At 56.0% G+C, this 12,621-nt stretch carries 10 protein-coding genes and 1 other annotated feature; of the genes, 7 read left to right on the top strand and 3 right to left on the bottom strand.

Going from position 1 to position 12,621, the window contains the following annotated elements; translation table 11 throughout:
- The first annotated feature begins 4 nt into the window (after positions 1–4).
- The 6 genes from dnaX to hemH all read left to right on the top strand — a co-directional run bounded on the left by dnaX (position 5) and on the right by hemH (position 6,915).
- Positions 5–1,930, top strand: a complete 1,926-nt coding sequence (dnaX, locus tag FD428_RS15875; protein ID WP_012133503.1) for a DNA polymerase III subunit gamma/tau — start codon at positions 5–7, stop codon at positions 1,928–1,930.
- Positions 1,263–1,327: a sequence feature (DnaX frameshifting element), on the top strand. Its footprint overlaps the gene before it by 65 nt.
- 45 nt (positions 1,931–1,975) lie before the next feature.
- A complete protein-coding gene (locus tag FD428_RS15870) occupies positions 1,976–2,305 on the top strand; it encodes a YbaB/EbfC family nucleoid-associated protein (protein WP_001515903.1) in 330 nt (109 codons plus the stop codon).
- Positions 2,305–2,910 (top strand): recombination mediator RecR, encoded by a 606-nt coding sequence (gene recR / locus FD428_RS15865; protein WP_012133502.1) that lies wholly within the window; start codon positions 2,305–2,307, stop codon positions 2,908–2,910. Before FD428_RS15870 ends, recR begins: the two co-directional genes overlap by 1 nt.
- A 109-nt stretch (positions 2,911–3,019) precedes the next feature.
- Positions 3,020–4,894: a molecular chaperone HtpG gene (htpG, locus tag FD428_RS15860; RefSeq protein WP_012133501.1), complete on the top strand. Its 1,875-nt coding sequence runs from the start codon at positions 3,020–3,022 to the stop codon at positions 4,892–4,894.
- 237 nt (positions 4,895–5,131) lie between these two features.
- Positions 5,132–5,776 carry an adenylate kinase gene (adk, locus tag FD428_RS15855; protein ID WP_012133500.1) on the top strand — a complete coding sequence of 215 codons (645 nt, stop codon included), beginning with the start codon at positions 5,132–5,134 and terminating at the stop codon, positions 5,774–5,776.
- 176 nt (positions 5,777–5,952) lie between these two features.
- The gene (gene hemH, locus FD428_RS15850) at positions 5,953–6,915 is read left to right on the top strand and encodes a ferrochelatase (protein ID WP_047458399.1); all 963 of its coding nucleotides are present in this window, start codon (positions 5,953–5,955) and stop codon (positions 6,913–6,915) included.
- 2 nt (positions 6,916–6,917) lie between these two features.
- Here the strand turns inward: hemH and aes are convergent, their stop codons facing one another.
- Positions 6,918–7,877: an acetyl esterase gene (gene aes, locus FD428_RS15845; protein WP_114847720.1), complete on the bottom strand. Its 960-nt coding sequence runs from the start codon at positions 7,875–7,877 to the stop codon at positions 6,918–6,920.
- Between the two features lie 152 nt (positions 7,878–8,029).
- Here aes and gsk point away from each other — a divergent pair, with 152 nt between their 5' ends.
- Positions 8,030–9,334 carry an inosine/guanosine kinase gene (gene gsk, locus FD428_RS15840; RefSeq protein ID WP_047458391.1) on the top strand — a complete coding sequence of 435 codons (1,305 nt, stop codon included), beginning with the start codon at positions 8,030–8,032 and terminating at the stop codon, positions 9,332–9,334.
- 90 nt (positions 9,335–9,424) lie between these two features.
- Here gsk and ybaL read toward each other — a convergent pair whose 3' ends face one another.
- Positions 9,425–11,101, bottom strand: coding sequence for a YbaL family putative K(+) efflux transporter (gene ybaL / locus FD428_RS15830; protein ID WP_047458388.1), 1,677 nt, complete (start codon positions 11,099–11,101; stop codon positions 9,425–9,427).
- Positions 11,102–11,380: 279 nt separating this feature from the next.
- Positions 11,381–12,601: a fosmidomycin MFS transporter gene (gene fsr / locus FD428_RS15825; protein ID WP_012133495.1), complete on the bottom strand. Its 1,221-nt coding sequence runs from the start codon at positions 12,599–12,601 to the stop codon at positions 11,381–11,383.
- Positions 12,602–12,621: the final 20 nt, after the last annotated feature.

Raw genomic sequence — 12,621 nt, 5'->3', positions numbered from 1 at the left:
GCCAATGAGTTATCAGGTCTTAGCCCGAAAATGGCGCCCACAAACCTTTGCTGACGTCGTCGGCCAGGAACATGTGCTGACCGCACTGGCGAACGGCTTGTCGTTAGGGCGTATTCATCACGCATATCTTTTTTCCGGCACCCGTGGCGTCGGTAAAACCTCCATCGCCCGTCTGCTGGCGAAGGGACTGAACTGTGAAACCGGTATCACCGCCACGCCGTGCGGCGTATGTGACAACTGCCGGGAAATCGAGCAGGGGCGTTTTGTCGATCTGATTGAGATCGACGCCGCGTCGCGCACCAAAGTGGAAGATACCCGCGACCTGCTGGACAACGTCCAGTACGCGCCCGCGCGCGGCCGCTTTAAGGTCTATCTGATCGACGAAGTGCATATGCTCTCGCGGCACAGCTTCAACGCGTTGCTTAAAACGCTCGAAGAACCGCCTGCACACGTCAAATTCCTGCTGGCGACCACCGATCCGCAGAAGCTGCCGGTGACGATTTTGTCGCGCTGCCTGCAATTCCATCTCAAGGCGCTGGATGTCGAACAAATTCGCCATCAGCTTGAGCATATCCTTAACGAAGAACATATCGCGCATGAGCCGCGCGCGCTGCAACTGCTCTCCCGCGCAGCGGACGGCAGCCTGCGCGATGCGCTAAGCCTGACCGACCAGGCGATCGCCAGCGGTGACGGGCAGGTCTCCACCCTGGCGGTGAGCGCGATGCTCGGCACGCTGGATGATGACCAGGCGCTTTCGCTGGTCGAGGCGGTGGTTGCCGCCAATGGCGAGCGCGTGATGTCGCTGGTGAACGATGCCGCCGCGCGCGGTATTGAGTGGGAAGCGCTGCTGGTCGAAATGCTGGGGCTGTTGCACCGCATTGCGATGGTGCAGCTGTCGCCTGCCGCGCTGGGTAACGATATGGCGGCGATTGAGCAGCGCATGCGTGAACTGGCGCGAACTGTGCCGCCAGCGGACATACAGCTCTATTACCAGACGCTGTTGATTGGGCGCAAAGAGTTGCCCTATGCCCCGGACAGACGGATGGGCGTTGAAATGACGCTATTACGCGCGCTGGCATTCCACCCACGTATGCCGCTGCCGGAACCGGAAAGACCGCAGCAATCTTTTGCGCCGGTCGCGCCAACGGCGGTGATGACGCCGACGCAGGTGCCTTCTCAACAATCCGCTCCGGTACGCCAGGAGGTGCCGTTGCCAGATGCCACCAGCCAGGTGCTGGCGGCGCGCAACCAGCTTCAGCGTGCTCAGGGAGCAACCAAAACAAAAAAGAGTGAACCGGCAGCCGCTTCCCGCGCGCGGCCGGTAAATAACGCTGCGCTGGAAAGATTAGCCTCTGTCTCTGAACGCGTTCAGGCGCGTCCGGCGCCGTCTGCGCTGGAACAGACGCCGACGAAGAAAGAAGCCTACCGCTGGAAGGCGACCAATCCGGTGGTGGAAGTAAAAGAGGTTGTGGCCACGCCGAAAGCGCTGAAAAAGGCGCTGGAGCATGAAAAAACACCGGAACTGGCGACCAAACTGGCCGCGGAAGCGACTGAACGCGATCCGTGGGCGGCACAAATTAGCCAGCTCTCCCTGCCGAAGCTGGTGGAACAGGTGGCGTTAAACGCCTGGAAAGAGGAGAACGGCAATACCATTTGCCTGCATCTGCGCTCCACGCAGCGACACCTTAACTCCACTGGCGCGCAGCAAAAGCTGGCGGAAGCATTGAGCGCCCTGACGGGAACGACGGTTGAACTGACCATCGTTGAAGATGATAATCCGGCGGTGCGAACGCCGCTGGAGTGGCGTCAGGCGATTTATGAAGAGAAACTTGCGCAGGCGCGTGAGTCGATTATCGCGGATAACAACATTCAGACGCTGCGTCGATTCTTTGACGCGGATCTGGATGAAGAGAGTATTCGCCCCATTTGATCGTAAGCCCGGCTTGCGATTGTAAACCATCAAGAGAGAGAGCTTATGTTTGGAAAAGGCGGTCTGGGCAACCTGATGAAGCAAGCCCAGCAGATGCAAGAAAAAATGCAGCAGATGCAGGAAGAAATCGCCAAACTGGAAGTCACCGGCGAGTCTGGCGCAGGTCTGGTGAAAGTGACCATTAACGGTGCGCACAACTGCCGTCGCGTGGAAATCGACCCAAGCCTGCTGGAAGACGATAAAGAGATGCTGGAAGATCTGGTCGCTGCGGCGTTCAACGATGCGGCGCGTCGCATTGAAGAGACCCAGAAAGAGAAGATGGCGTCTGTCTCCTCCGGTATGCAACTGCCGCCTGGCTTTAAGATGCCGTTCTGATGCAAACCAGCCCGCTGTTAACTCAGCTTATGGAAGCACTGCGCTGTCTGCCGGGCGTTGGCCCGAAGTCAGCGCAGCGCATGGCGTTTACGCTGCTTCAGCGTGACCGCAGCGGCGGGATGCGTCTGGCGCAAGCGCTCACCCGGGCGATGTCGGAAATCGGCCACTGTGCCGATTGCCGCACCTTCACTGAGCAGGACGTGTGCAATATCTGTTCGAATCCGCGTCGTCAGGAAAACGGTCAAATCTGCGTGGTGGAGAGTCCGGCGGACATCTACGCCATTGAGCAGACCGGGCAATTCTCTGGCCGCTACTTCGTGCTGATGGGGCATCTGTCGCCGCTCGACGGCATCGGGCCGGACGATATCGGTCTCGATCGTCTGGAGCAGCGTCTGGCGTCAGAACAGCTCAGCGAAGTGATCCTCGCGACCAACCCGACGGTCGAAGGGGAGGCTACCGCGAACTATATTGCCGAACTTTGCGCGCAATATGGCGTTGAAGCCAGCCGTATCGCCCACGGCGTACCGGTGGGCGGCGAACTGGAAATGGTCGACGGCACCACGCTGTCCCACTCGCTTGCCGGGCGTCATAAGATTCGTTTTTAATCAATCGGGAGAACATTCGCGTTCTCCCGCTTGAAAACTCATTTCCCGTCCCCATCTCTCCCTCAACGCATTTTGACCTTGTAAATGGCATTGTTGAGGTATTTATCCAATGAAAGGACAAGAAACTCGTGGTTTTCAGTCAGAAGTAAAACAGCTTCTGCACCTGATGATCCATTCTCTGTACTCCAATAAAGAAATTTTCCTGCGTGAGCTTATCTCTAACGCCTCAGATGCGGCGGACAAGCTGCGTTTTCGCGCGCTGTCGAACCCGGATCTGTATGAAGGCGACGGCGAGCTGCGCGTGCGTGTCTCCTTCGATAAAGATAAGCGTACGCTGACCATCGCCGATAATGGCGTGGGGATGAACCGTGATGACGTTATCGATCATCTGGGGACCATTGCGAAATCCGGCACTAAATCTTTCCTTGAATCCATGGGTTCCGATCAGGCGAAAGACAGCCAGTTGATCGGCCAGTTCGGGGTCGGCTTCTACTCTGCGTTTATCGTCGCGGATAAAGTGACCGTGCGTACCCGCGCGGCGGGCGATAAGCCGGAAAACGGCGTGTTCTGGGAATCGGCGGGCGAAGGTGAGTACACCGTTGCGGATATCACTAAAGACGATCGCGGTACGGAAATCACCCTGCACCTGCGTGAAGGCGAAGACGAGTTCCTTGATGACTGGCGCGTACGCTCCATCATCAGCAAATATTCCGACCATATCGCATTGCCAGTAGAGATTGAAAAACAGGAAGAAAAAGACGGTGAAACGATCGTCTCCTGGGAGAAAATCAACAAGGCGCAGGCGCTGTGGACGCGTAACAAGTCAGAAATCAAAGACGACGAGTATAACGAGTTCTACAAGCACATTGCTCACGACTTCACCGACCCGCTGACCTGGAGCCACAACCGCGTGGAAGGTAAGCAGGAGTACACCAGCCTGCTGTACATCCCGTCTCAGGCGCCGTGGGATATGTGGAACCGCGATCACAAGCATGGGCTGAAACTGTACGTACAGCGCGTCTTTATCATGGACGACGCCGAGCAGTTTATGCCGAACTACCTGCGCTTCGTGCGTGGTCTGATTGATTCCAACGATCTGCCGCTGAACGTTTCCCGCGAAATCCTTCAGGACAGCACCGTTACCCGCAACCTGCGCAGCGCGTTGACCAAACGTGTTCTGCAAATGCTGGAAAAACTGGCGAAAGACGATGCGGAAAAATACCAGACCTTCTGGAAACAGTTTGGTCTGGTGCTGAAAGAAGGCCCGGCGGAAGATCATGCCAACCAGGAAGCCATCGCGAAACTGATGCGCTTTGCCTCAACGCATACGGACTCTTCCGCACAAACCGTCTCTCTGGAAGATTATATCTCCCGCATGAAAGAAGGGCAGGAGAAGATCTACTACATCACGGCAGACAGCTACGCGGCGGCGAAGAGCAGCCCGCACCTGGAGCTGCTGCGTAAGAAAGGCATCGAAGTGCTGCTGCTTTCCGATCGCATTGATGAGTGGATGATGAATTACCTGACCGAGTTCGACGGTAAGGCGTTCCAGTCCGTATCTAAAGTTGACGAATCGCTGGAAAAACTGGCGGATGAAGTCGATGAAAGCGCAAAAGAAGCGGAAAAAGCGCTGACGCCGTTCGTTGAGCGCGTGAAAACCCTGCTGGGCGATCGTGTGAAAGAGGTGCGTCTGACGCATCGTCTGACCGATACTCCGGCCATTGTCACCACCGACGCTGACGAGATGAGTACCCAGATGGCGAAGCTGTTTGCCGCTGCCGGTCAGGCCGTGCCGGAAGTGAAATACATCTTTGAACTTAACCCGGATCACGTACTGGTGAAACGTACGGCGGATACCCAGGACGAAGCGCAGTTTAACGAATGGGTAGAGCTGTTGTTGGATCAGGCGCTGTTTGCCGAACGCGGTACGCTGGAAGATCCGAACCAGTTTATCCGTCGTATGAACCAGTTGCTGGTGTCTTAATCGGCACCGCGTCATGCCGGATGGCGCTAATGCTTATCCGGCCTACGAGCAGGTTGCTTATGTAGGCCCGATAAGCGCAGCGCCATCGGGCATTTTTTATTTTATCCTCTCTTTTTCTTCATTTTCCCGCCGTTAACCGTTTCAGCGCAGGGCGCCTTCCTTGAGCGAATTGCGTGATGGTGGTATCGTTTAGCGCTTTTTTAAAAAATATCGACAACCTTTAAGGGGATTTTCGTAATGCGTATCATTCTGCTTGGCGCTCCGGGCGCGGGTAAAGGAACTCAGGCTCAGTTCATCATGGAGAAATATGGTATTGTGCAAATCTCCACTGGCGACATGCTGCGTGCCGCCGTGAAATCTGGCTCCGAGCTGGGTAAACAAGCGAAAGACATCATGGACGCCGGCAAGCTGGTGACCGATGAGCTGGTGATTGCGCTGGTAAAAGAGCGTATCGCGCAGGACGATTGCCGCAACGGTTTCCTGCTGGACGGCTTCCCGCGTACAATTCCGCAGGCTGACGCCATGAAAGAAGCGGGCATTGCGGTTGACTATGTTCTCGAATTCGACGTACCGGACGAGCTGATCGTTGACCGCATCGTGGGTCGTCGCGTGCATGCGGCGTCTGGCCGTGTTTATCACATCAAATTCAATCCGCCGAAAGTGGAAGGCAAGGACGATGTGACCGGCGAAGAGCTGACCACCCGTAAAGACGATCAGGAAGAGACCGTTCGTAAGCGTCTGGTGGAATACCATCAGATGACTGCGCCGCTGATTGGTTACTACCAGAAAGAAGCGGAAGCGGGTAACACTAAATACGCGAAAGTGGACGGTACTCAGGCCGTTGCCGATGTGCGTGCCGACCTTGAAAAAATCCTCGGTTAATCCGTAAATTGCCCGATGGCGCTACGCTTATCGGGCCTACGGCCTACGATTTTCTTGTAGGCCTGATAAGCGTAGCGCCATCAGGCAAATTCTCATCTTACCTCTCACAGCAATTAGTTCTTCTTCCTCGCTTTTCCGCTACAATTATCAACAATTTGAATCAACAAGAGGCGGTAATGCGTCAGACGAAAACCGGTATCCTGCTGGCTAACCTCGGCACTCCCGATGCCCCAACTCCTGAAGCGGTTAAACGCTATCTGAAGCAATTTTTAAGCGATGAGCGCGTGGTGGATACTTCCCGCCTGCTGTGGTGGCCGCTTTTGCGTGGTGTGATTTTGCCGCTGCGCGCGCCGCGTGTCGCAAAACTGTACCAGTCTATCTGGCAGGAAGGCGGATCGCCGTTGCTGGTTTACAGCAGGGAGCAACAGCAGGCGCTGGCAGAGCGTCTCCCGGATACGCCCGTTGCGCTGGGGATGAGCTACGGTTCGCCGTCGCTGGAAAGCGCGGTGGATGAACTGCTGGCGAACCACGTCGATCACATCGTGGTGCTGCCGCTCTACCCGCAATACTCCTGTTCGACGGTGGCGGCCGTCTGGGACGAACTGGCGCGTATTCTGGCGCGTAAACGCAGTATTCCAGGCGTCTCGTTTATTCGTGACTACGCTGATGACAATAGCTATATCACCGCCCTGGCAAATAGCGCCCGTGCCTCGTTTGCCCAACATGGCGAGCCGGACTTGCTGCTGCTCTCGTATCACGGCATCCCGCAGCGTTACGCTGACGAAGGCGACGACTACCCGCAACGCTGTCGCGATACTACCCGTGAACTGGTCTCCGCGCTTGGTCTGGCGCCAGAAAAAGTGATGATGACCTTCCAGTCTCGCTTTGGCCGCGAGCCGTGGCTGACGCCGTATACTGACGAAACGCTGAAAATGCTGGGCGAAAAAGGCACCGGGCATATTCAGGTGATGTGTCCTGGTTTTGCGGCGGATTGTCTGGAAACGCTGGAGGAGATCGCGTTGCAAAACCGGGAAATCTTCCTTGAGGCGGGCGGTAAAAAATACGAATACATTCCGGCGCTCAATGCCGCGCCGGAACACATCGATATGATGCTGAAGCTGACCGCGCCGTACCTCTGAGGCTATTTTAACTGCGCCATAAAGAAACGCGCGCCATCCTGTAGCGCATCGTCAGCGGTTTTCATCATGCGTGAATAGTGCAGGAAGGCGTGCAGCGTGCCGGGGTACATCCGGTACTCACTGGGCTGATTATGCGCCTGGAGCGTCTGGTGCAGTAGACGGCTGTCATCAAGTAACGGATCGAACTCCGCGCTGGCAATAAAGCAGGGCGGCACATTGCGGGTCAGATCGTTATTGAACAGGCAATACCAGGGGGATTCGCGATCCTGCTCGTCACGCAGATAGGCGTTTTCATATCTCTCCAGATCCTGACGGGTTAAGCCGTCCCATTCTCCGCCAAATAAACGGCGGCTGGGCGAATCCTGTAACCCGTAGAGACCATACCACAGCAGCATGGCGACCACGCTCCCGCATACAATCTGCTTATCGCGCAGCCACAGCGCGCTGGCGAGCGCCAGCATAGCGCCTGCGGAATCCCCGGCAAAACCGATTTGCGCCATGTTCAATGCGTATTCATCGGCGCGTTGATGAAAGAACCGACATGCCGCGACGGTCTCCTCAATCGCCTGTGGGAAACGCGCCTCGGGAGAGAGCGTATAGTCGATGCCGACGACCGTACACCGCGTATAGCTCGCCAGCAGCCGCATAATGCGGTCGTGGGTATCCAGATTGCCGAGAATAAATCCGCCGCCGTGCAGATAAAACAGCGTTGCTCTGCTGTTGTGCTGTGGATAATACAGACGCGTGGCGACCTCGCCGTAGGATGTGGGAACCGCCGCCTTCCGCGTTGCCATCTGCGGCGCTCCGGCGTTCCAGAACCGGCGCTCGCGGGTGTAGTGCTGGCGCTGCGCCGCAATGTCATCCGCAGGCCACGGCGGCAGCTCCGCCTGATGAACGTTGATGACGGCCCTCATCTGCGCAGAAATAAGATCGAGAACGGGAATTTTGTTTTCTGGCTTCATAACGCGCTCCTTGTGAAATGCCTCCATTGTAGAAAGCGATCGCCAATAAACTGCGATCTCACCGTCCGATATTGAAACTCCGCGCCTCGTCGCGCGGGCAGGGGGGAATGTGCTACCATGCACCGCTCAGTTATCCACCTGTAAACACAATCATGAAATTTCCCGGTAAACGTAAATCCAAACACTATTTCCCCGTTAATGCCCGTGACCCGCTGTTGCAACAAATTCAGGCTGAAAATGAAACCAGCGCGTCATGGGTGGTCGGTATCGATCAGACGCTGGTGGATATTGAAGCGAAAGTCGATGATGATTTTGTGAAACGTTATGGATTGAGCGCCGGGCATTCTCTGGTGATTGAGGATGATGTCGCAGAAGCGTTGTATCAGGAGCTGGTGCGTGAAAACCTGATCACCCACCAGTTTGCCGGTGGCACCATTGGTAATACCATGCACAACTACTCGGTGCTGGCGGACGATCGCTCCGTTCTGCTGGGCGTGATGTGCAGCAATATTGAGATTGGCAGCTACGCCTACCGCTATTTATGTAACACATCGAGCCGTACCGACCTCAACCACCTGCAAGGGGTTGATGGCCCCATTGGCCGCTGCTTTACGCTGATTGGCGAATCCGGCGAGCGTACTTTCGCCATCAGTCCCGGCCACATGAACCAGCTTCGGGCGGAGAGCATCCCGGAATCGGTGATTGCGGGCGCATCTGCGCTGGTGCTGACCTCCTATCTGGTGCGCTGTAAACCGGGCGAGCCGATGCCGGAAGCGACCATGAAAGCCATTGAGTACGCGAAAAAGCATAATGTGCCGGTGGTGCTGACCCTGGGGACGAAGTTTGTTATCGCCGATAATCCGCAGTGGTGGCAGGCGTTCCTCAAAGAGCATGTCTCCATTCTGGCGATGAATGAAGAAGAGGCGGAAGCGTTAACCGGCGAGAACGATCCGCTGCTGGCGTCTGATAAGGCGCTGGACTGGGTGGATTTGGTGCTGTGTACCGCCGGGCCGATTGGGTTGTATATGGCGGGCTTTACCGAAGATGAAGCGAAACGCAAAACCCAGCACCCGCTGCTGCCGGGGGCGATTGCCGAGTTTAATCAGTATGAGTTCAGCCGTGCGATGCGGCATAAAGATTGTCTCCATCCGCTGCGGGTCTACTCGCACATCGCCCCGTACATGGGCGGGCCGGAAAAAATCATGAACACCAATGGCGCGGGAGACGGCGCGCTGGCGGCGCTGTTACATGATATTACCGCCAATAATTATCACCGCACCAATGTGCCTAACTCCAGTAAGCATAAATTCACCTGGCTGACTTATTCGTCTCTGGCGCAGGTGTGTAAGTATGCGAACCGTGTGAGTTATCAGGTATTGAACCAGCATTCCCCGCGGTTGACGCGCGGTCTGCCGGAACGGGAAGACAGCCTCGAAGAGTCTTACTGGGATCGCTGAGTTATTGCCCGATGGCGCTGCGCTTATCGGGCCTACAAGAAAATCGTAGGCCGGATAAGGTGATTACACCGCCATCCGGCATCACACCGTTTAACCCGTCACCACTTCGCCTGCGGGCGGGGTTTCCAGCAGCTCCAGCATGGTGCGGGCAATTTCACGCTCGCCCATTACCACCTGATTCGCCCCGCGCTCGGTGATGTATTCCACCTCATCGTCATAATGCGCGCGTGCGATAATCTCAATATGCGGGCATTTCTCGCGGGCGGAGGCCACGATTTCACCGGCCTCGTAACCGTTCGGAATGGTCAGCAACAGCCAGCGAGCGCAGTCCAGATGCGCCAGGTTCATGATCTCTTCGTTAGCGGCATTCCCCAGTACGGCGCGAATACCGCGCTCACGCAGCTCATCCACGCGGGTACGTGAGGTTTCAATGACCACCAGTGGAATGCCTGCCGCCATCAGTTTTTCGCCCAGCAGGCTACCGACGCGGCCAAAACCGACCAGCAGCGCGTGGTTGCAGATATCCACCGGAATCTGCTTCTCTTCTTCGATCGCTTCTTCCAGCGTCTGCTCTTCCAGCGTTTCCGTTTTGGCGAGGTATTTCTCTAACAGCGCAAACAGCACCGGGTTGAGCATAATCGACAGAATCGCGCCCGCCAGCACCAGGTTCTGCCCTGCCTGCGGCAGCAGATCCAACGCCATGCCCAGACCTGCCAGAATAAAGGCAAATTCACCAATCTGCGCCAGGCTGGCGGCGATGGTCAGCGCGGTGCGCGGCGAGTGCCCGAACAGGCGAACCAGGAAGAAAGCGGCAACTGATTTACCGAAGATAATAATGGCCAGCGTAGCCAGTACCGCCATCGGCTGTTGAATCAGGATTAACGGGTCAAACAGCATCCCGACGGAGACAAAGAACAGGACCGCAAAGGCGTCGCGAAGCGGCAGCGTATCGTGCGCGGCGCGGTGGCTCAATTCTGATTCGTTTAACACCATCCCGGCAAAGAAAGCGCCCAGCGCAAAGGAGACATCGAACAGCTCGACGGCGCCAAAGGCGATGCCCAGCGCCAGCGCCAGTACGGAAAGGGTAAACAGTTCACGGGAGCCGGTGGCGGCGCTGCGCGCCATAATCCACGGCACCAGACGGCGCCCAACCAGCATCATAATGGCGATAAACGCCACCACTTTACCGATGGTGATGCCCATATCAACTGCCAGCGACGCGAAGCCGACATCGCCTTTTTCCAGCATTCCCGCCACGGCGGGCAGAAGAACCAGCGTCAGAACCATCACCAGATCTTCCACAATCAGCCAGCCGATGGCGATTTGCCCGCGCTGACTGTCAATAAGCTGTCTCTCTTCAAGCGCGCGCAGCAGCACCACGGTACTGGCGGTTGAAAGACATAACCCGAAGACGATACCGGTCATGAGCGACCAGCCCAACACCGCTGAAAGCGCCATACCCAGCAACGTCGCCACGGCTATCTGGGCGACCGCGCCGGGAATGGCGATGGCCTTTACCGCCATCAGATCCTTCAATGAAAAGTGCAACCCGACGCCGAACATCAGCAGGATTACGCCAAGCTCCGCCAGTTCAGGCGCAAGTTTGGTATCCGCGACAAAACCCGGAGTAAATGGCCCCGCAAGAACGCCCGCTAACAGATATCCCACCAGAGGAGAAATACGCAGTTTATTGGCAAGCATGCCGAGTATAAAAGCGAGCACGAGGCCGCCAACAATGGTGGTAATAAGCGGGGTGGCGTGATGCATTCCGTCTCCTTTGGTCGTTATGTTGATCCATTTTTGGTCGCCCTGGCGTCATCGCTCGCACAGCCTCACAAACGATGGCGCCAGAGAAACCAAAATTCCAGGTAATAGTTTATGACAATTTCGATGTTTATGTTTATGAATAATTGTTGAAATTTGATGAAAAGTGGAATTTAGAATAAAAAAGGCACGGATTGGAAAACTGGCGGGGTATCTGTGAGCTAAAGGCTTACGGTGACTGGAAGAGAGTGCGACCAAAGTTTACCTTTGGCCGCAGGAAAATCAGGCTTTATGTCGGTTGTCAGGCAAGAATATGGTCAGTATCCCCAGAAGTGGCAGGAAAGCACATATTTTGTAGACCAAATCAATACTGGTGTGGTCGGCGAGCAGGCCTAATACCGCAGCGCCAAGGCCTCCCATACCGAACGCGAAACCGAAAAAGAGCCCAGAAACCATACCGATACGCCCCGGAAGCAGTTCCTGCGCATACACCAGGATGGCAGAAAAGGCCGATGCGAGGATAAAACCAATTATCACGGTTAAAATCCCCGTCCAGTGCAGGGTTGCATAGGGTAAAACGAGAGTAAACGGCGCTACACCCAGAATTGAGCCCCAAATAACATATTTTCGGCCTATTTTATCACCCAGAGGCCCGCCGATTACCGTTCCAGCCGCAACGGCAAACAGGAAGGCAAACAGATGAAACTGTGCGTTTTGTACCGATAATCCGAATTTTTGCATCAGATAAAAGGTGTAATAGCTGCTGATGCTCGCCATATAGAAGTATTTGGAGAAAATCAGGACTAACAGCACGCTGACGGCAAGTATCACTTTATTGCGCGGCAGCGGATTGACGATGGTCGCCTTCGGTTTTCCTTTACTTATCCGGTGTTGCGCGGCATACCAGCGGCTGATCTGCGCCAGCACAATAATGGCCAGCAACGCGGCCAATACAAACCAGGCCACATTACCTTTGCCATATGGCGCGATGATGACAGCAGCCAGTAGCGGCCCCAGCGAACTGCCGAAGTTGCCGCCAACCTGGAAGATGGATTGCGCCAGCCCGTGGCGCCCGCCGGAGGCCATACGCGCCACGCGGGAAGATTCTGGATGAAATACCGAAGAACCGGTGCCGACCAGCGCCGCCGCCAGCAGCACAGCGCCAAAACTGCCCGCCAGCGCCAGCAGTACCAGACCGCTCAGCGTAAAGCACATCCCAATGGGGAGCGACCATGGCATGGGATATTTATCCGTCCAGTATCCGACGACCGGCTGGAGCAGGGAGGAGGCGAGCTGGAAGGTCAGGGTAATCATCCCTATCTGCATAAAGGTCAGGGAAAACTCTGATTGCAGCAGCGGGTAAATCGCTAAAATTAGCGACTGGATCATATCGTTCAACAAATGAGACAGGCTGATCGCGCCTAAGATGCCAAACGAGGTGCGTGCTTTAGTCGCAGCAGCAGAGGCGCCCGCTAACGGCTGGGTTGGTTCACTCATTGCCATAGAATGTCACTTCTGTTTTG

This window comes from Citrobacter sp. TBCP-5362 (genome assembly GCF_005406305.1).
Taxonomy (GTDB): domain Bacteria; phylum Pseudomonadota; class Gammaproteobacteria; order Enterobacterales; family Enterobacteriaceae; genus Citrobacter_B; species Citrobacter_B koseri.
This window is presented reverse-complemented; position numbering and strand designations above follow the sequence as displayed.

Coding starts and splice junctions, on each gene's coding strand:
- hemH (WP_047458399.1), top strand. CDS start 5,953: ATGCGTCAGACGAAAACCGGTATCCTGCTGGCTAACCTCGGCACTCCC.
- htpG (WP_012133501.1), top strand. CDS start 3,020: ATGAAAGGACAAGAAACTCGTGGTTTTCAGTCAGAAGTAAAACAGCTT.
- recR (WP_012133502.1), top strand. CDS start 2,305: ATGCAAACCAGCCCGCTGTTAACTCAGCTTATGGAAGCACTGCGCTGT.
- gsk (WP_047458391.1), top strand. CDS start 8,030: ATGAAATTTCCCGGTAAACGTAAATCCAAACACTATTTCCCCGTTAAT.
- adk (WP_012133500.1), top strand. CDS start 5,132: ATGCGTATCATTCTGCTTGGCGCTCCGGGCGCGGGTAAAGGAACTCAG.
- ybaL (WP_047458388.1), bottom strand. CDS start 11,101: ATGCATCACGCCACCCCGCTTATTACCACCATTGTTGGCGGCCTCGTG.
- dnaX (WP_012133503.1), top strand. CDS start 5: ATGAGTTATCAGGTCTTAGCCCGAAAATGGCGCCCACAAACCTTTGCT.
- FD428_RS15870 (WP_001515903.1), top strand. CDS start 1,976: ATGTTTGGAAAAGGCGGTCTGGGCAACCTGATGAAGCAAGCCCAGCAG.
- fsr (WP_012133495.1), bottom strand. CDS start 12,601: ATGGCAATGAGTGAACCAACCCAGCCGTTAGCGGGCGCCTCTGCTGCT.
- aes (WP_114847720.1), bottom strand. CDS start 7,877: ATGAAGCCAGAAAACAAAATTCCCGTTCTCGATCTTATTTCTGCGCAG.